Here is a 20,442-nt window from a genome sequence, read left to right as displayed (position 1 = left end):
GTTTTACGTGAATTTAATGTCGGTTTTACGGCTTTTTTATAATTAAGATGATGTGGTATTAACAAATAATATATAAAATTTTCATAATTTAACCGCCCCGTTTTTTAATAGGACACAGCGCCATAAAGATAGACGGATTTTGCATAATTACAGAGAGAAATGGATTTTTTAATGGAGAACGAACAAAAAGGGCTTTACCGCCCCGAGTATGAGCATGATGCCTGTGGTATTGGTTTTGTGGCCGATATAAGCGGCCGTAAATCGCACCAGCATATTAGCGATGCGCTTACCATACTGGAAAATTTAGAGCACCGTGGTGCCTGTGGCTGCGAAGACAACACCGGCGACGGCGCAGGTATATCTTTCCAGGTGCCGCACGCTTTTTTAATCAGCGAATGCGTAAAGCTGGGTATTAAACTGCCCGAAGCCGGCCACTATGGCGTGGGTATGGTGTTTTTCCCGAAAGGCCTTGTAGAAGATTGCAAGGTGCTTTTTGCCGAAGCCGCTTCACAACTTGGCCTTGACATTTTAGGCTACCGTAGTGTGCCCGTAAACCGTAACGGCATAGGCGACACTGCCCTGAGCGTAGAGCCCGAAATTGAGCAGGTGTTTATAAAACGCCCGGAAAACCTTACGGTTGATACCGACTTTGAGCGCAAGTTGTTTGTACTGCGCAACTATGCCTCGCACACCATAAACGGCACGATTCGCAAAAATGAGTCGGGTTTTTATATTGCCTCGCTTTCGGCGCAGACCATTATATACAAAGGCCAGCTGACCAGCAACCAGGTGCGCCGTTACTTCCCTGACCTGCAAAATAGCAGGCTTGTAAGCGCTTATGCGTTAGTGCACTCGCGTTTTGCAACTAATACATTCCCGTCCTGGGCGCTGGCACAGCCGTTTCGTTACATTGCCCACAACGGTGAGATAAACACATTGCAGGGTAACCTGAACTGGCTGCGTACCAATGAAAAAAACTTTGCATCGCCCTACTTCACACCTGAGGAGATAAATATGGTGCTGCCGCTGGTTCCGGGCAGGCAGAGCGACTCCGCCAGCCTTGACAACATGGTAGAGATGCTTATGCTTAGCGGACGTTCACTACCGCACGTACTCATGATGCTGATACCCGAAGCGTGGGACGAAAACGAAGCGCTCGACCCGGTACAGAAAGCCTTTTACGAATACCATTCATGCCTTATGGAACCGTGGGATGGCCCTGCCGCCGTGTGTTTTAGCGATGGCAAGATGATAGGCGCCACACTCGACCGCAACGGCCTGCGCCCAATCCGCTACAGCATTACCAAAGACGGCCGTATGATACTGGCTTCAGAAAGTGGTGTGCTTGGCCTGCACGCCAGCCAGGTGGTTAAAAAAGGCCGCCTGCGCCCCGGCAAGATGCTGGTGGTTGACCTTGAGAAAGGCGAGATTATTTTTAACGACCCGCTTAAAAAGAGCATCTGCGCGCAAAAGCCGTATGGCGAATGGCTTGAAAAATACAAGATTACCATGGGCAAAATTGCGGAGCCGCGTATTACGTTTACGCCCCTCGCGCATGCCCAGGTGTTTAAATACCAAAAGGCTTTTGGCTATACTACCGAAGCCATTGAAGACCTTATTGTGCCCATGGCGCTTACCGGCAAAGAACCCGTGGGCTCTATGGGTACCGATACTCCGCTTGCCGTACTGAGCAAAGAACCCCAGCACCTGGCTAACTACTTTAAGCAGCTGTTTGCACAGGTTACCAACCCGCCTATCGACCCTATTCGTGAGAAGTTGGTAATGTCTTTGGCGAGTTTTGCGGGTACAAGTGGCAATATACTAGCGGAAGACCCACTGGCGGCGCACAGCATCATCCTGCGCCACCCGATATTGGATAATTACTATTTGGAGAAAATCCGCAGTATTGATACCGGAACATTCCAGAGCAAGACCATACAGGGCTATTTCCGCGCAGATGGCAGCCCCGGCGAACTTAAAAAAGCGCTCGACCGCGTGTGCCGCTATGCCGTTGATGCTGTTGAAGACGGTTACCGCATGATCATACTCCAGGACAGGGCCATTGACAGTCGCCACGCACCCATACCGTCGCTGCTGCTGGTTTCGGCGGTGCACCACCACCTTATCCGTAAAGGCATAAGGGGCGAAGTGGGCATTATTGTCGAAGCGGGCGATGTTTGGGAAGTGCACCACGCTGCATGCCTTATTGCTTTTGGCGCTACGGCAATCAACCCCTATATGGCCTTTGCAAGCATCCGCGACAGGCAGGCTGAGGGGTTGATGGATACTGCTTTATCTTTCGAAGAGCTGAAAAACAACTACATAGAAGCCCTTAAAGGCGGTTTGCTGAAAGTGTTCTCTAAAATGGGAATCTCAACATTCCAGTCGTACCAGGGAGCGCAGATATTTGAAATCCTGGGCCTAAGCCGCGATGTGGTAGATACGTATTTTACGGGTTCGGTGTCTAATATTGAAGGGCTTCAGCTGGACGATATTGCCGAAGAAGCGCTAATAAAACACCGTTTTGCCTTTACTAACCGCCAGATCCCTGCCGACAGGCTGCCTGTGGGTGGCGAACTGCAATGGAAGCGTAAGGGTGAATTTCACCTCTTTAACCCGCAAACCATTCACCTGCTGCAGTTAAGCACACGGTCGGGCGATTACAACCTGTTTAAGAAATACTCCAAGCTGGTTAACGAGCAGGGCGAAAAAGCCTGTACGCTCCGCAGCCTGATGGCGTTTAACAAGCAACGCAAGTCCATCTCCATAGACGAGGTAGAACCTGCCGAGAACATTTACAAACGCTTCTCAACCGGGGCCATGAGCTTTGGCTCCATTTCGTGGGAAGCCCATACTACACTGGCTTTAGCCATGAACCAGCTGGGCGCGCGTAGCAACACCGGCGAGGGCGGAGAAGACGAAGCCCGTTATGACCCGCTTACAGATGGCGGCAGTATGCGTTCGTCTATCAAGCAGGTAGCCAGCGGGCGTTTTGGCGTTACCAGCCGCTACCTTACCGAGGCCGATGAGCTACAGATAAAGATGGCACAGGGCGCAAAACCCGGCGAAGGCGGGCAGCTGCCGGGCGAAAAAGTAGACGAATGGATAGGCCGCACACGCCATGCCACACCGGGGGTGGGATTGATTTCGCCTCCACCGCACCACGATATTTATTCAATAGAAGACCTTGCGCAATTGATATTCGACCTTAAGAATGCCAACCGTGCCGCCCGCATCAGCGTAAAGCTGGTAAGCAAGGCCGGGGTGGGTACCATAGCGTCGGGCGTTACAAAGGCCAAGGCTGATGTGGTGCTGGTTTCAGGGTTTGACGGGGGCACGGGAGCATCGCCGTTGAGTTCCATTAAGCATGCCGGGCTTCCGTGGGAGCTTGGTCTCGCCGAAACCCATCAGACACTGATTAAGAACAAGCTGCGCGCGCGCGTTACCGTTCAGGCAGACGGCCAGATGAAAACCGGCCGTGATATTGCCATTGCCGCCCTGCTGGGTGCCGAAGAATGGGGTGTTGCCACCGCTGCCCTTGTGGTAGAAGGCTGTGTGCTGATGCGCAAATGCCACCTCAATACCTGTCCTGTAGGCGTTGCCACGCAAGATAAGGAACTGCGCAGCCGCTTTAGCGGGGAGGTGGAGCACGTAGTAAACCTGTTTAAATTTATTACCGAAGAACTGCGCGAAATCATGGCAGAGCTGGGTTTCCGTACGGTTAATGAAATGATAGGCCAGGTGGATAACCTGAAACAACGTGAGGAAATTGACTACTGGAAGCACAGGAATATAGACCTATCGCGTATACTGTATAAAGAACCAAACCCCGATAACATCAGCCTTTACAAGACGGAAGAGCAAGATCATGGACTGAGTGAAATACTCGACTGGCAACTGCTGGAAACCGCACAGCCTGCATTGGCTAAAGCCGAAAAAGTTACCGGCGACTTCAAAATCAAAAATACCGACAGGGCTGTCGGTACGGTGCTGAGCAATGAGATTACTAAAGTCTACAAAAGCGAAGGCCTGCCCGAAGATACCATCAGCTACAAGTTTTATGGCGCTGCGGGCCAGAGTTTTGGCGCGTTTGCCGCCAAGGGCCTGACCCTGCAAATAGAGGGTGATGCCAACGATTATTTTGGCAAGGGCCTCAGCGGCGCGAAGCTTATTATCGCTCCGCCTAAAGATGCCGGCTTTAAACCCGAGGCCAACAGCGTGGTGGGCAACGTGGTGCTGTATGGCGCTACAAGCGGTGAGGCCTATATTTATGGCCGTGCGGGTGAGCGTTTTGGTGTGCGAAATAGTGGCGCTACCGTTGTGGTAGAGGGCATTGGCGACCACGGCTGCGAATACATGACCGGTGGCAGGGTAGTGGTGCTGGGCAAGATAGGCCGCAACTTTGGCGCTGGTATGAGCGGCGGTATTGCCTATATATATGACACCAGGAAAGATTTTGCCGAACGCTGTAACCCCGAAATGATAGACCTTGAGCAATGCAACGATGCCGACCGCGAGGAACTGTTCGGGTTGCTGCAAAAACACTATGATTATACGGGCAGTGCCACGGCCAATTTTATACTGAAAGATTTTGATAACCAGGCCGCAAGCTTTGTAAAGGTGTTCCCTAAAGAGTACAAAAGGGCGCTGCAAAAACAGGCTGAGGCCAAGGCAATTAAATAGAGAAAGACGATGAAGCAGGAAAAAGCAACAGGATTTAAAGAATACCACCGCGAACTGCCACAGGCTGAGCCTGTAGCAAAGCGTATAAAGCATTACAAAGAATTTACGGCTACCTATAATTCGGAACAGCTGAAACAGCAATCGTCGCGCTGTATGGACTGTGGCGTGCCGTTTTGCCACAGTGGCTGCCCGCTGGGTAACGTGATTCCTGAGTTTAACGATGCCGTGTATAACGAGCAGTGGCAGGAGGCCTATGAGATCCTGGCTTCCACCAATAACTTCCCGGAGTTTACCGGCAGGATATGCCCCGCACCGTGCGAATCGTCGTGCGTGCTGAACATCAACCGCCCGGCAGTAGCTATTGAGGCCATTGAAAAGCACATTATAGAGATTGCCTTTGCCCGCGGACTGGTGAAGCCGTTTTTACCCGAGAGCCGCAGCGGTAAAAGGGTGGCGGTTATAGGCAGCGGCCCGGCAGGAATGGCTGCCGCTGAGCAGCTTAACGCGGCTGGGCACAGCGTAACTATTTACGAAAAAGACGATGCAGCAGGTGGCCTTTTACGCTACGGCATCCCTGATTTTAAGTTGGAAAAGAACGTTATAGACCGCCGCGTGACCCTTATGGAGCAGGCCGGTATTACCTTTAAATACCATGCCCATGTGGGGGTAAACGTATTCCTGTCTGACATTTTGCATGAGTATGAAGCTGTGGTTATGGCCGGAGGCGCTATGGTTCCGCGTAAGCTGGACATCCCCGGAAGGGAACTGAACGGCATCCATTACGCCATGGAATTCCTGAAACAGCAAAACAAGCGTGTGGCAGGTAAAGACCCGTTGGCGCATGCCGAAACGGAAAGCAATATTGTTGATGTTGAGTTAAATGCTAAAGGAAAGCATGTGGTAATCATTGGTAGTGGCGATACAGGCAGCGACTGTGTAGGCACGAGCATCCGCCAGGGGGCTAAGAGCGTTACACAGTTGGCGTTGATGCATCAGCCGGGAACCGACAGGCCATTGTACACCCCATGGCCGGAATATCCGGATGTGTACCGCACGTCATCATCGCAGGAAGAAGGCTGTGAGAGGCTTTTCGCTACGGTGAGCAAAGAGTTTATTGGCGATGAAGACGGCAACATTACAGGGCTTAAGGTGGCTGATTTACACTGGGTTTTCTCGCCGGATGGCAAGAGGCTGAGGTCGGTAGAGAAAGAGGGAACCGAACGTATCATTCCGTGTGATATGGCGCTGATATCGATTGGTTTCACCGGACCGGAACAACTGCTCATTGACCGATATGATATAGCTAAAGATGCCCGCGGTAACATTGTGGCCGATGAGGTAACCTATAAAACGTCTTATCCCAAAGTATTTGCCTGCGGCGATATTCGCCGTGGGCAAAGCCTTGTGGTGTGGGCCATTAGCGAGGGCCGTGAGTGCGCCCGCAGTGTAGATGAGTTTTTGACTAAAGAAACATCGGTGCTGGAAAGTAAAGATATTAGCCTTGAAACACAGGCTTTTGGAAAATAAAAAACCGCTGCTTCCCCCAAGGAGCAGCGGTTTTTCTTAACTAAAAAACAAAACTTTATCTTAATACGGATAACCGTTTTCGTCAACAATTTTAGCCGCAATAGTTTCGCGTAGTGCTACCACATTGGGCAGGTTGGCATACTTGGTAAAGCGTTTAAGGCCCATAAGCATCATGCGCTGCTCATCACCTTCGGCAAAAGAGGCAATACCTTCTTTACCCTTAGTGTTTACAAGGTCTACCGCGTGGTACAGGTACAGCTGCGCCATGGCAATCTGTTCTTTAACAGCATCAGCACCTTTAGATTTAGCCAGTTTCTCGGTACGTAAAATAACCGATTCGGCCATGTAAATCTCAATCAGTATATCGGCGGCTGCCATAAGCAGTTGCTGGTGTTCGTCAAGCGCAGGGCCATATTTTTGAACGGCGCTGCCTGCCACCATCAGGAATGCTTTCTTAAGCTTGCCTATGATTTCCTTTTCTTCTGCGAAAAGTTCGCTGTAATCAGGCGTATCGAAAGACGGAATGCCCATCAGTTCCTCAGCCACTTTCATGGCAGGGCCCAGCAGGTCAACGTGGCCTTTCATGGCTTTTTTAATCAGCATACCTACAGATAGCATGCGGTTTATCTCGTTGGTGCCTTCGTAAATACGTGCAATACGTGCATCCCTCCAGGCGCTTTCCATAGGGGTATCTTCGCTAAAGCCCATACCGCCAAATATCTGAATGCCCTCGTCACTACAATTCTGGATGTCCTCGCTCACGGCTACCTTAAGGATAGAACATTCTATGGCAAATTCCTCAACGCCTTTCAGCTCGGCATCCTGGTGGCTTTCGCCCGCGGCCACGCGTGCATTAATACGGTCTTCAATGCTTTTAGCGGCCCTGTAAGCGGCGCTTTCACCGGCGTAGCAGCTTGCAGCCATCTCAGCCAGTTTGGCCCTTATAGCGCCAAAATTTGCGATTGGGGTTTTAAACTGTACGCGCTCGTTGGCATACTTAACAGCACCGGATATCGTGCGGCGCTGTGCGTCAAGGCAGGCAGCGGCCAACTTGATACGGCCCACGTTAAGGGCGTTCATGGCAATCTTAAAGCCGTTGCCGCGCTCGCTCAGCATGTTTTCTACCGGAACTTTGGTCTCGTTAAAGAACACCTGGCGGGTAGATGAGGCGCGGATGCCCAGTTTGTGTTCTTCCTCGCCAAGGGTAATGCCGTTATCAGCATGGTTTTCAACGATGAAGCCGGTAATATTTTTATCATCTTCAATACGGGCAAATACAATGAATACACTACAGAATCCTGCATTAGATATCCACATTTTCTGCCCGGTAATCTTGTAATGCGTACCGTCTTCGCTCAGTACCGCCTTGGTTTTACCGGAGTTGGCATCGCTGCCCGCGCCCGGTTCGGTAAGGCAGTAGGCGCCAAACCACTCGCCTGAGGCCAGTTTGGGTACGTATTTTAGCTTTTGCTCTTCGGTTCCGTAAAGGGTAATCGGCATAGTGCCAATACCTGTATGTGCACCAAAAGCTGTTGAAAACGAGCCTGTTGCCCCGCTGATGTAGTCGCAAACCAACATGGTGCTCACAAAGCCCATACCCAGCCCGCCGTATTCTTCAGGCACGGCCACACCAAGGAAACCAAGCTCCCCGGCCTTGCGCATGCTTTCTTCAGTAAAAGCATAGTCTTTCTTTTCAAAGCGGTCTTTATTAGGCCATATCTCACGGTCAATGAACTCTTTAACCGAGTCGCGCATCATTTCCTGTTCTTCCGAAAAGTCTTCGGGAGTAAAAATATCGTCAGATTTGGTTTCTTTTATTAAGAATTGCCCTCCACGAACTATTTCTTTTTCAGTTACTTCAGACATAATAAGCCCCCTAACCCCCAAAGGGGGAATGCCTATCAGGGGTCAATAGGTGTTTGGTTATACTTCTAATAATTTCAATACTTACGTTGTCGTCAAACTCCCCCTTCGGGGGTTGGGGGGCTTTATAGAATTTCGAATACGCCTGCGGCGCCCTGGCCCGTACCCACACACATGGTTACCATACCATACTTATTGCCACGGCGTTTGGCTTCATCAAAAAGCTGAACCGACAGCTTAGCGCCCGTACAACCCAGCGGGTGGCCCAGTGCAATAGCGCCGCCGTTTACGTTTACAATATCTTTGTTAAGGCCCAACTCACGTATCACGGCAAGCGACTGCGATGCAAAGGCTTCGTTAAGCTCAATTAGCTCAATATCTTCCAGTTCCAGCCCCGCCATTTTAACGGCTTTCGGGATGGCTTTTACAGGGCCAATACCCATAATGCGGGGTTCTACACCGGCTGCGGCATAGCTTACCAGGCGGGCAATAGGCTCAAGACCAAGCTCATTCACCATGTCTTCGCTCATCACCATTACAAAGGCGGCACCGTCGCTCATTTGCGATGACGTACCTGCCGTAACACTACCATCGGCTGCAAAAACGGGCTTCAGCCTGCCCAATGCCTCAACAGATGTATCGGCACGCGGGCCTTCGTCTTTGGTTACCGTATAGTTACGGATGGCCTTCTTGCCGTTGCCGTCAACGTACACTTCTTCAACGGTTATGGGTACAATCTGGCGGTCAAATTTGCCTTCAGCCTGGGCTTTAAGGGCTTTTTGGTGCGACAGGTAACCAAACTCATCCTGGTCTTCGCGGCTTACTTTAAACTGTTTAGCAACAGCTTCGGCGGTGAGCCCCATGCCCCAGTAATAGTCTTCATGGCCGGCTTTGGCATATTTATAATCCGGCACCGGCTTGTAACCGCCCATGGGTATGTAGCTCATACTTTCAGAACCGCCGGCTATAATGCATTTGGCCATACCGCTCTGTATCTTGGCGGTTGCCATGGCAATGGTTTCTAACCCGCTGGCACAGTAACGGTTAACGGTAACGCCCGGAACATCGTCTACACTAAGCCCCATAAGCGATATGAGGCGTGCAAAGTTGAGCCCCTGCTCGGCTTCGGGCATGGCGTTGCCCACCATAACGTCGTCTATACGCGTTTTGTCAAATTCAGGTAGCTCATTCATCATGAACTGTATGGTTTCGGCGGCCAGCTCGTCAGGTCGCTTAAACCTAAAGACTCCCTTGGGAGCTTTTCCTACCGCAGTGCGGTAAGCCTTAACTATATATGCGGTTTTCATTTCAGATTTCAGATTTTAGATTGAAGATTCCACGCAAACCCTTAATTTCTAAGTGGTTTTCCTTTCGTTAACATGAATTGAATCCTTTCGAGGGTTTTACGTTCTCCGGTTAATGAAAGGAATGCTTCCCTCTCTAAATCAAGTAAGTACTGCTCGCTAACCAGCGTTGCCTCACTCAAATCGCCACCGGCCATAACATAGGCCAGCTTGTTGGCAATCTTCTTGTCGTGCTCGCTAATGTAGTGGCCGGCCTCCATACTGTCTGTCCCTACAAGGAACATACCCAGCGCCTGCTTGCCCAGTACTTTAACGTCCTTACGGCGAATAGGTGCTGTATAGCCCGCTTCGGCCAGTAGTTTGGCGTGCTTTTTGGCTTCGGCAATCTGGCGGTCTTTGTTAACCACCACCACGTCTTTACCTTTTTGCAGGATGCCCAAATCATACGCCTCATAGGCTGAGGTTGAGACTTTTGCAGTACCAATGGTAAGGAAGTATTCGCGCAATACGTTCAGCTCCACGTCGTCTTTATGCCAAAGGTCAGAGGCCCTGAGAGCCATCTCTTTAGAGCCGCCGCCGCCGGGGATGACGCCTACGCCAAATTCCACAAGGCCAATGTAGGTTTCTGCGGCAGCCACCACTTTATCGGCGTGCATACTCATTTCGCAGCCACCGCCCAGGGTCATGCCGTGCGGTGCAACTACCACAGGAATAGACGAGTAGCGCACGCGCATCATGGTGTCTTGGAACAGTTTGATGGCCATGTTAAGCTCATCATATTCCTGCTCTACGGCCATCATGAAGATCATGCCTATGTTAGCGCCCACCGAGAAGTTAGCTGCCTGGTTACCAATAACAAGGCCGTCATATTCTTTCTCGGCAAGGTCTATGGCCTTGTTAATGCCCTGAAGCACATCGCCGCCTATGGTGTTCATTTTACTCTGGAACTCAAGGTTGATGATGCCATCGCCCAGGTCCTGGATTATAGCACCGCTGTTGCTCCATATTTTCTTGCTTTCGCGGATGTTGTTCAGTATAATGAAGGCATCCTGTCCCGGCACCTTTTTGTGCGATTTCGAGGCCAAATCGTAGTAATAGGTAGCGCCTTCTTTAATGGTGTAAAAGCTTTTTACACCACTGGCTATCATGTCGTTAACCCACTGTGCCGCTTCAAGTCCTTCGGCTTTTATAAGCTCAAGCCCTTTTTCAACGCCCACGGCATCCCATATTTCAAAGGGGCCGTTTTCCCAGCCGAAACCGGCTTTCATGGCATCGTCTATCTTGTACAGGTCGTCGGTAATCTCCGGTACTCTGTGACTTACATAAGCAAAGGTGCCTGCAAAGTTCTTGCGGTAAAACTCGCCGGCCTTGTCCTGCCCGCCAACCAGTACTTTAAACCTATCTATCGGTTTATCAATGGTTTTGGTAAGTTCAAGGGTGGCGAATGATGCTTTTTTCTGCGCACGGTATTCAAGTGTATCAAGGTCTAAGGCCAGTATGTCTTTGTCTACTTTTTTATAGAAACCTTGTCCGCTTTTGCTGCCCAACCACTTGTTTTCCATCATCTTATTGATGAAATCCGGTAGTTTAAACAGTTCGTGCTGCTCATCCTCAGGGCAGTTTTCATAAATACCGTTAGCTACGTGTACCAGGGTATCAAGGCCCACCACATCTACCGTGCGGAAGGTGGCACTCTTAGGCCTGCCTATAACCGGTCCGGTAAGCTTGTCTACCTCTTCTATGGTCAGGTTCAGTTCTTTAACCTGGTGGAACAGGCTCATAATGCCGTAAATGCCTATACGGTTGCCTATAAACGCCGGGGTGTCTTTTGCCACTACCGATGTCTTGCCAAGGAACTGCTCGCCGTAATTGTTCAGGAAATCAAGTACTTCCATGCTTGTTTGCGGGCCGGGAATGATTTCGAAAAGCTTTAAATAACGGGGAGGGTTAAAGAAGTGCGTGCCGCAAAAGTGCTTCTGGAAGTCTTCACTGCGGCCTTCGCTCATAAATTTGATGGGGATACCCGAGGTGTTTGAGGTAATCAGGGTGCCCGGTTTGCGGTATTTTTCTACCTGTTCAAACACTTTCTGCTTGATATCCAGGCGTTCAACTACCACTTCTATTATCCAGTCGGCCTCTGCAATTTTGTGCATATCGTCTTCGGTATTGCCTGTAGATATGCGGCTGGCAAACTTTTTATGGTAAATAGGGGAAGGGCTGCTCTTTAGCGAATTGGCCAGGTGGTCGTTCACTATACGGTTTCTAACTGCCTTATCTGTAAGTGATAAGCCTTTTTTTTGTTCTGCTTCGGTAAGTTCCCTTGGGGGGATGTCCAGCAGCAGGACTTCTACGCCAATATTGGCAAAATGGGCCGCAATGGCGCTGCCCATAACGCCGGAGCCTATAACGGCCGCCTTTTTAATGGTGCGTTTCATGCTTTATGTTTAGAAGTTTGTGGTTTATAGTTTGTTGTTATTTGCTGTCGCCGTCGTTTGTAAATATCTGCCGGTCAGCTATTAACTCGTTTATTTTTTCGGCTACTTCAATAAAGGCATCCAGCTTTTCCTGCGGTATGTGCTGTTTTATTACCTCATTGAACGTCAGTACCCTGTCTTTGCTCAGGTCGCGTTTTTCCTTGCCCAGCTTGGTAAGGTTTATCAGCACACCGCGGCCGTCTACCGGGTTTTTCTTCTTGACAATCAGTCCTTTATCTTCCATGCTTTTCAGCGTACGTGTAAGGCTTGTGGCCTCCATGCCCATTTGCGGGCCAAGGGCTGTGCTGGGTATACCCTGCTCTTTATCAATACTTAAGAGGGCAAAACCTACTGACATGCTTGCGCCATACTTGGCGGCTTCCTCATTATACATGCGCGATACTGCCTGCCATGTAGCCCTCAGTATATAATCTATTGTCTTCTCCTTCATACAGGTTAGTTATTTCAAATATAGTAAAAAATAGTATGCACGCATATTAAATTTAGAAGTATTTTATGTTAAGCAAAAAAATGCTATGCCTGCATACGTAAATATAAGTAATTTTATTGTAAAAATATTTAGGATTTTTCTTTCAGGCAGGTGTAAATAGGGCTTAATATTTCACTTTTGGAGTTTGAGATTCGATTTTTGGATGGTTCGATTTTTAGAATTTTCGATAGCCTGAATTAAAATCCTCGGGTAAAGTTTCAGGTTTTGTAACCCGAACCCAAATTATAATTTGCCCCCGGCTTTAGTCAGGGGTATCAGAATCATCCGGCGCTCTAAAAATTCACGATATATCGTGAATTTTTTTTCAGGACTGAAAAAAGAACCTGCACCTAAAAAGTTTACGTTGTTCCAAATGTTGCTTCAAAAAAATTCACGATATATCGAGAAAATGACCTGTGCAACTTTTTTGGTTTAAAAAATCAGCTTATTTTCTTGCCCACCCGCCATTCGTGCTCTATGTTTTTCATAAGTAGGGCGTTGTCAAAGGTAACCGACCCTTTCGGGAAGATTGTTTCATCATCAAAATAAGACGATTGCAGCGTTTCAACATCAAGGGGCTGCACCTGCCAGCTGTAGGTATGCAGGGTAAGGCCATCAAAACCGCCTGCGCCCGGTGTGTAGCCCTGGCAGCCGTTTTTAAAGAAGGCCGAGGCCATATCAAGGTTGCTACCAAACACGGGGCTGTTAAACGTATTGGTTTCTGTAGCTTTAACCGAGAGGGTAGTGGCATCGCTACTGGTAAAGCCCACGTTGTAATGCCCGTTTTGCTCGGTTACCTTAAAGTTGGCCTTGTAGTGCTTCCCGGGAAAAATCCTGCCGCCTGCCAGCGCGTTAAGCCTGCTTGAGGTATCGCGGCGCGGAATGTACACGCCCTGTTTGGTCACCCCGTTTTCATCCCATTCCACGGCAAAGCGGTGGGCGCCGTTTTCGCTGGCTATACCGGGCAAAAAAGGCATTGCCTTGGGCTTTATTCCCGTCAGGCGGATGAGGCAAATACCGCCTATAGCGCTGCCGTTGTGCAGCAGCGGCCTGAAGGATGCCGGTAGCTGGCTTTGTGCTACAACGGGGTCTATGGCATAGTTAATCAGCATGCGCCGTTCTATAATGCCGTGTATGGTGGGGATTTTTATCATAAACCCAAATATTCAGCCGGTACGCTATCGGTTAACCAAACCCCGTTCTCCGACTCATAAAACGCAAAACCGTCTTTATGCATAGTGCCCGATTGTACTGTAAGCACCAACGGGCTACCGTGCCTGCTGCCTACCTGCCTGGCCGTATCAATATTAGTGCTGAGGTGCACGTGGTGGCGTGAGCCCTTTTTAAGCCCCTCTGTAAGAATAACATCACGGTTGTGGGCTGCCGTGCCATGAAACAGTATTTCGGGCGGCTGCTGTGCTGTATAGCCCAGGTCGATGGTTACCGAATGCCCCTGGCTTGCACGAATTTTACTGCCGGTTTCATCAAACGCAAAACGCTTCTTTTCGTTAGTGGCTACAAGGTGGTTTAGTATGTCTTTATCAATGGTATTACCTGCCGCCTGCATTTTTGCAATAAGGGTGTCTACAGGCGCCCAGCCGTTTGCATCGAGCTCAAGGCCTATGGTTTCGGGCTTGTGGCGCAGCACCAGGCTCATAAATTTGCTCAGGTGCTTCAGCTCTTTTTCAGGCAGCATTAGTATGTAAAAATGTATGAGTCTGTAATGCGGTCTTCTGCGGCATCAATATTAAGTGCCTTAAACTCATACAGGCTCTTGTCAAAGTTAATGCCACTAAACACCTTTTTAACCTCGGCCTTAACCAGGTCATACTCCTTGCTAAGGGCAGCCAGGTTGCTAACCGGGGTCTTGGTTTCATAGCTAATAGCGTAGTGGAATTTACCACCCTCGCGTGGCTGCGTAAAAATGCCTGTCAGTACCGGTTTTCCGGGCACATTTTCCAGCGTATACGGAAAATCAATCAGCTGGTTTTCAATATTCTTTTTAAACAGGATGATTTTCCGGGCATTATCAGGCTCAAAGCCGGTATTTTTATAGGTTTCTATCATTTGCGCGGCATTGGCCGCATAATATACACATTCATAAGTGTTGCCTGCTTTCTCGGCTTTCTTGCCTTCCTCATACAGTTCAATAGCCGTTTTTCCGTCTGCGGTAAGCATAAAGGCATCAAGGCGGTCCAGTTTCCACTGATTGTCAACAAGGGCATACATGGCGGCTACGGCGCCGGTGTCTTTGCCCATTTCAAGTTCCATAATGCACACAAAGCTGGTTGCAGCCCCGGCGGTATAGCTGTAGGTGTAACGTTTCTTTTCGTTGGGGATGTGCACCAGGTCAAACGCTTTTTTACCGCTAACCTCATACTGGTCATATACCTTATAGCCGTCAAGGCGGCGCAGGGCCCTGTACAGGTTTTTGGTTTGCACCTGAATATTATTCATAAAATACTCAGTAGCAATGTTTTTAAAAATACGCTGGCTGCCTGTTTTAAGGCCCAGCATAATACTGTCGTTCTTTTGCTTTATAATGTTGCGCGTTTTGGCATCAATAGCATCGTTGGCGATAATGGTTTCGTTATTGCAGGCGGTAAGGCACAGGGCAATGAAGAGTAGGGGTAAAAGGCGTTTCATTTATTGGTGATTTGTAGCGAAAGTAAAAATTATAGCGCCGGGACACAACTATTTTTGGTCAATTATCTGTTTTACCCTGTCCATCTTATTTAAAAGGCCCCATTTCATATGGGCCGTAGGCGGGTAGGAGTAGGTCTGGCCTAAAAGGTCTATGGTGGTTACACCTATACATTTATCGGCATTATCATGAAAAGTAAAATAGTAGTGCACCTCTGGTGTGCCCAGTTCGCCCCAGTCATAAGAAGCGCTGTCGTTAAGCAGCGTAAGCAGTTCCTCCATCTGGGTGGCTGCAAGCCTTTTGCCGGGTGAAAAATAATTCTGGCTGTGCAGTAGTGCATAGGCTGCCTTGCCTGGGTAACGTATACCCCGCTTGTCTTCCTCTGCACATTGACCGGCATAGTCCTTTGTATTGGGAGTAAAAATAATGAAGCTTTTATTGCTAACGGCCTCCCGCTCGTAGTTTTTAAGGGCGGTTTCGGTAAAAATATTACCAGGCATGGCACCATACAGATATATGCCCGCAAACGGAATAAGCACTATAGCGGCTATGGTTAAAAAACGTTTCATAAATCACTGGTTTGTTACGCTAAATATAGTGTTTTAATGCTCATTCCTTTTCTTTCCGGGTGGTAATGTGTAAAATTATTGAGGGCGGGTTGTGTGTAACGCCCTTAGTATTATCTAAAACCGAAACACTTTTTATACAGCTTGTTTCTATAAGGTATTCCTCCGGTTTTTCTATATAGCTGTCGTCTACCAAAAATTTTACGTGTACAGAATCTTTTACATACACAGTGCTGAGTTTTGTTAACGGGGAAGGCACCTTGCGGCTAATATACACGGCTTTTGGCGCACCCTGAATACTGTCCTGGCTTGCAACACCAAACGATATAGATTGTATATTATCAGGGTCAAGAAACGTTTTGTTGATGTCAATCGCAACGCTGTCAAGGTATACCGTGCCGCTAAAAAGCACATTGTTGCCACTCACGGTATTGTTAGGGCCAATTTGTGCCAGGAGGCTAAAGGGTACAAGCAGTAAGAGGAGTAACCATTTCATATCTGTGTTTTATAACACCTATTATCACGCCAAAGTTGCCGTCTGTTTGTTCCCATTTTTCAGATGGAGCATAGGTGCGGCTTACATAACCATCTAAATATAAGGCATTTTTACATCCTTTGTTTTTAAAATATTGAGCAAAGTCATAAAAATTGACTTTCTCTTTGCTCATGCACAACAGTATGCTGCCATCGGGCAGTATGCCCACCCCGTTGCGGATGTTCACATTATCTGAACCTTCTTTAAACGCCGGGTGTATAGCGCCGTTTATAACCAGCATGGGGCCGCTTTGTGTGGCGTACTTTATGTTGTTGGCAGGCTTAAAATCTTCCGTTTTACTAATGCCCGCCTTACCTTTGCCGTCAATGTAAAAAATACCGTTAGGCTTCAGGTAAAAATTACCCTTACCGGAAGCTGTATCGGCAGGGGAAAGGGTTTTAAAATCTTCTATATACAAGCCCACAGGCTCACGTTTGGGGCTGTACATGCCGCCGTTCATGGCAAAAAGCAGTGTTTGTCCGCTTGCCTCCACATGCTTTTTAAGGTTGCCCAAACTTTTTATGCGTTTGCCGCCAGCATCTTTATAATACAGGATTACTTTTTCTTGAGAAAGGTTGGCGGTGTAGCTAATGTAATCATTGGCAGCATCCTCATAGCCCATTACGGCAAGTGAGCCAAGGGCAACAAACGCAACAAGCAACCACAGTTTTTTCATAGAGGAATTGATTTAAAAAAGAAAGCCACTAATTTCACGAATGTACACAAAATATATTAGTGCAGATTCGTGAAATTAGTGGCTCTTATAACTAATACCTACAGCTTTATAATTTTGTGCGATGCCGTACCGCTGTCAGTAGCCAGGTTCAGGATATAGCTGCCCGCTGCAAGCCCGCTAAGCGATATGCTGCCCGTAAAGCCTTCGCGAGGCTGGTTAAGTACCAGTTGCCCCTGCAGGTTATACAGCTGCGCAGCACAGCTGCCTGCGGGTAATGCTATGTTTATAATGTCAGTTGCCGGGTTAGGATGTATTGTAAATGCAGGTGCTTCCAGGCTTTGTATACCCACGGTATCGTCATTTTTAAAGCGGCATATAATCATTTTCATTTCATAGTACATATCTATCCCGCTAAAGCCTGCGGTAACAATACGTCCGTCTGCCATTTGGGATATGTCTTCCAGATAATTCATGTAATCGCCGTTATTACCCGTAAAATCATGAACCAATTTGCCTTCATCGCCAAAGGTTTCGTCTACTTCGCCATTGCTGGTAAACCGTGTAAGGTAGTGGTAGGTGCGCAGGTACGGAAAAGGGTAGGCTGCATTGCCACCGGCCAGTATTTTGCCATCGCCTTGCAGGTGCAGGCACTTAAACTGGTCGTTAGCATTAAACACAGTGGGCAGTACTATTTTTCCGTCTGTACCGAAGCCGGTATCTATACTGCCATCAACATTTAGCCTCGCCACAGCCGGGTTGGTTGAGTTAAAGCCCCCGGTGCCAAAAAGCCCTATGGCATAGCCCGCCGCCACAATTTTGCCGTCAGGTTGCAGCGCTATGGTTTCAAGCGAACCGTTACCCTGGTCGGGCGAAAGTGCAACAATAGCCACACCGTTATTAGCAAATGTGGTGTCAGGGCTGCCGTCTTCGTTAAAACGGCTAACCACGCCATTTTCAAGGTTAAGGTATGATTTGCCAGATATAACAATTTTATTATCAGGCTGCACTACAACATCAGTAGCAATATCAAACTTATAATCGGTAACATCAGCATACACAATACCGTTAGTGCCAAAGCCGGTGTCGATACTGCCATTGGCTTTGTAGCGGCATATTTTGTATACGTTTATCTGGCCGTTCCAGTACTGGCCTAAGGCAATAATCTTACCGTCAGGGGCCAGCGCCATACAGCCCACATGCTGCGGTGCTACCTGTACCACCCCGTTGTTGCCAAAAGCAGTATCGGGCGAACCGTCTGCTTTTAAGCGCCTTAGCTCTCCCTCGCCGTTTATAGAGCCGCTTACTAAAATTTTACCGTCCGGCTGTACTTTAAGCCCGGTTATAAAACAGTTTAAACTGCTGGGATTAGCAAAATACGTAATGCCGTTGTTGCCAAAAGAGGTGTCTATATCGCCGTTTTCAAGGTGTTTGCTCACAAAACCGCCAAGGAAAGAAACGCCTTCACTCGGCACATAATTAATCCCGGCGGTAAGTATAGCGCCATCGGGCAGCACGGCAATGCGGTAACCTCGGGTAAGGTGTTGCTGGACGTACTCTGTTTTTTTACCGGTAACAGCAAAAGAGGTGTCAAAAGAGCCGGCCTGTGCCGCAGCCAAAAATGGCATGCACAGTAGCGATAGTAAGGTTTTTTTCATAACAAGCAATAATAAAGTGATTGGTTTTTTTACTTAGATGCCGGTTATGTTAAAGGGTTGCGTTAAATTTTTAACAATTGTTGATTTGGTAATTAGATTGTTCGATGATTGGATTTTTGGATTCTTCGACCTTGTATTATGGAATAAAAAAACCAGCCCGAAGGCTGGTAGGTACTTTTAAATGGCTGTCGGATCATCTAATAATCGAACAATCCAAAAATCTACTCACGATATATCTTGTCATACAGTTTCTGGTACTTTTCTTTTACTGCTTTTCGCTTCAGTTTTAGGGTAGGTGTCATTTCACCGCCCTCTACGCTCCATACATCGGGCGTAATTTCAAATTTCTTAACCTGCTCCCAGTGGCCAAATTTCTTGTTTACGGCATCTACTTCCTCCTGTATGCGGTCGTGCACTTCTTTGCTTTGGGCAATTTGCTCGTTGCTGTCAACACTTAGCCCTTTGCGCTGCGCCCATTGCTTAACAAAGGCAAAATCAGGCTGTATAAAGGCTGCAGGCATCTTTTCGCCATCGCCTATTACCATAACCTGCTCTATAAAGCGGCTTTGCTTCATGGCATTTTCAAGCAGCTGGGGGGCAATATACTTACCGCCGCTGGTTTTAAACATCTCTTTCTTGCGGTCGGTTATTTTAAGGAAACCGTCTTTGTCTACCTCGCCAATATCTCCCGTGTGGAAGTAGCCGTCGGTAATAACCTCGGCCGTTTTTTCAGGGTCGTTATAGTAACCCATCATTACGCTGTCGCTCTTGGTCAGTATCTCGCCGTCCTGTGCAATTTTAACCTCTACGCCTTTAAGCGGCCTGCCCACAGTACCCACTTTAAAGCCGTGGTTGCGCTGGTCGTTAACCGCTATAACGGGCGATGTTTCGGTAAGGCCGTAGCCCTCCATTACCGGAATTTCAGCGGCTGCAAATACACGGGCAAGGCGTGGCTGTATGGCAGCGCTGCCGCTAACCATAAGGCCTAAATTTCCGCCAAGGCCGGCTTTCCACTTGCTGAAAATCAGTTTGCGGGCTATCCATAACTTAAAGCCATACCAAACGCCGTTTGCACCATACGGCTCATAAGCCTGGCCCACATCAACCGCCCAAAAGAACAGTTTGCGTTTAATGCCGGTAAGGTCAGAGCCTTTGGCAATAATGGCATCGTACACTTTTTCCAGCAGGCGCGGCACAGCCGTAATAACGTGCGGCTTAACCTCCTTAATATTAGCGCTTACCTTTTCAATGCTTTCGGCAAAATAAATGCTAACCCCCACATACTGGTAAATGTACAGTATCATGCGCTCATAAATGTGGCACACGGGGAGGAAGCTCAGTGCCACGCTCTGGCCCTTTTCAAACGGCACGCGCTCTTCGCTCATCAGTACATTACTCACAATGTTTTTATGCGAAAGCATTACGCCCTTGGGCCTTCCTGTAGTGCCCGAAGTGTATATAATGGTGGCAAGGTCATCGGTACCAATGGTTTGCTTAATGCTGTCCACCTCGCTTTGGTTAGACGTGTCTTTGCCAAGTTCCAGTATTTCTTTCCAGTTTTTGCAGCCGGGCACTTCTTCAAACGAATAAATGTCCTTAAGGCCTGCAACCTTGCCTCTTATGGCACTAACCTTGTCAAACAGTTCCTGGTTGCTTACAATAACATATTGCGAGTTGCTGTGGTTAAGTATATATTCAATATCATCTTCAGATATGGTAGGGTATACCGGCACGTTTTGCGCACCCGTTTGCAATATGCCTATATCGGCAATATTCCACTCGGTGCGGTTGTTGTGCGATATAACGGCAATCTTATCGTCTTTTTTAATGCCCAGGCGCAGCAGGCCACGGCTAAAAGTATTGGCCTGGTCTATATACTCCTGCGTTGAGGTAGCCACCCATTCTTCGCCATGCTTTGTAACAAGCGCTTTCTCAAGGTTGTATTTCTCAAGCTGGTAATACGGAAAATCAAATAATCGGGTTATTTGGCTCATATGCTTTTTAAAAGATTTGGTTCTACCAATT

Annotated in this window: 14 protein-coding genes; 2 read left to right on the top strand and 12 right to left on the bottom strand. The window is 48.3% G+C overall.

The window, feature by feature from the left end:
• Window positions 1-171: 171 nt before the first annotated feature.
• Window positions 172-4,683: a glutamate synthase large subunit gene (gene gltB, locus AM279_RS09210; RefSeq protein ID WP_236688512.1), complete on the top strand. Its 4,512-nt coding sequence runs from the start codon at window positions 172-174 to the stop codon at window positions 4,681-4,683.
• A gap of 9 nt (window positions 4,684-4,692) precedes the next feature.
• Window positions 4,693-6,210, top strand: coding sequence for a glutamate synthase subunit beta (locus AM279_RS09205; RefSeq protein WP_054407680.1), 1,518 nt, complete (start codon window positions 4,693-4,695; stop codon window positions 6,208-6,210).
• 60 nt (window positions 6,211-6,270) lie between these two features.
• On the opposite strand, the gene AM279_RS09200 is transcribed toward AM279_RS09205, so the two are convergent.
• The 12 genes from AM279_RS09200 to AM279_RS09145 all read right to left on the bottom strand — a co-directional run bounded on the left by AM279_RS09200 (window position 6,271) and on the right by AM279_RS09145 (window position 20,411).
• On the bottom strand, window positions 6,271-8,076 hold the full coding sequence (locus AM279_RS09200) for an acyl-CoA dehydrogenase family protein (RefSeq protein WP_054407679.1): 1,806 nt from the start codon (window positions 8,074-8,076) through the stop codon (window positions 6,271-6,273).
• A 122-nt stretch (window positions 8,077-8,198) separates the two neighbouring features.
• Complete coding sequence (locus AM279_RS09195) at window positions 8,199-9,380, bottom strand: acetyl-CoA C-acyltransferase (RefSeq protein ID WP_054407678.1); 1,182 nt, start codon at window positions 9,378-9,380, stop codon at window positions 8,199-8,201.
• A gap of 41 nt (window positions 9,381-9,421) precedes the next feature.
• Complete coding sequence (locus tag AM279_RS09190; RefSeq protein WP_054407677.1) at window positions 9,422-11,812, bottom strand: 3-hydroxyacyl-CoA dehydrogenase/enoyl-CoA hydratase family protein; 2,391 nt, start codon at window positions 11,810-11,812, stop codon at window positions 9,422-9,424.
• A 37-nt stretch (window positions 11,813-11,849) separates the two neighbouring features.
• A complete protein-coding gene (locus AM279_RS09185) occupies window positions 11,850-12,302 on the bottom strand; it encodes a MarR family winged helix-turn-helix transcriptional regulator (protein ID WP_054407676.1) in 453 nt (150 codons plus the stop codon).
• Window positions 12,303-12,781: 479 nt separating this feature from the next.
• A complete protein-coding gene (locus tag AM279_RS09180) occupies window positions 12,782-13,495 on the bottom strand; it encodes a DUF2071 domain-containing protein (protein ID WP_236688511.1) in 714 nt (237 codons plus the stop codon).
• Entirely contained in the window at window positions 13,492-14,037 is a 546-nt protein-coding gene (locus AM279_RS09175) for an RNA 2'-phosphotransferase (RefSeq protein WP_082344206.1), read from the bottom strand. The genes AM279_RS09180 and AM279_RS09175 overlap by 4 nt, the downstream gene beginning before the upstream one ends.
• Window positions 14,037-14,987: a hypothetical protein gene (locus tag AM279_RS09170; protein WP_054407675.1), complete on the bottom strand. Its 951-nt coding sequence runs from the start codon at window positions 14,985-14,987 to the stop codon at window positions 14,037-14,039. The genes AM279_RS09175 and AM279_RS09170 overlap by 1 nt, the downstream gene beginning before the upstream one ends.
• A 48-nt stretch (window positions 14,988-15,035) precedes the next feature.
• Entirely contained in the window at window positions 15,036-15,554 is a 519-nt protein-coding gene (locus tag AM279_RS09165; RefSeq protein ID WP_054407674.1) for a hypothetical protein, read from the bottom strand.
• A 40-nt stretch (window positions 15,555-15,594) separates the two neighbouring features.
• The gene (locus AM279_RS09160) at window positions 15,595-16,047 is read right to left on the bottom strand and encodes a hypothetical protein (protein WP_054407673.1); all 453 of its coding nucleotides are present in this window, start codon (window positions 16,045-16,047) and stop codon (window positions 15,595-15,597) included.
• Window positions 16,010-16,762 carry a phosphodiester glycosidase family protein gene (locus tag AM279_RS09155; protein ID WP_054407672.1) on the bottom strand — a complete coding sequence of 251 codons (753 nt, stop codon included), beginning with the start codon at window positions 16,760-16,762 and terminating at the stop codon, window positions 16,010-16,012. The genes AM279_RS09160 and AM279_RS09155 overlap by 38 nt, the downstream gene beginning before the upstream one ends.
• Before the next feature lie 98 nt (window positions 16,763-16,860).
• A complete protein-coding gene (locus tag AM279_RS09150; protein WP_054407671.1) occupies window positions 16,861-18,417 on the bottom strand; it encodes a T9SS type A sorting domain-containing protein in 1,557 nt (518 codons plus the stop codon).
• A 221-nt stretch (window positions 18,418-18,638) separates the two neighbouring features.
• Complete coding sequence (locus tag AM279_RS09145) at window positions 18,639-20,411, bottom strand: AMP-dependent synthetase/ligase (protein ID WP_054407670.1); 1,773 nt, start codon at window positions 20,409-20,411, stop codon at window positions 18,639-18,641.
• Window positions 20,412-20,442: the final 31 nt, after the last annotated feature.

The organism is Flavobacterium akiainvivens (genome assembly GCF_001278115.1).
In the GTDB taxonomy this organism is placed as follows: Bacteria; Bacteroidota; Bacteroidia; order Flavobacteriales; family Flavobacteriaceae; genus Flavobacterium; species Flavobacterium akiainvivens.
This window is presented reverse-complemented; position numbering and strand designations above follow the sequence as displayed.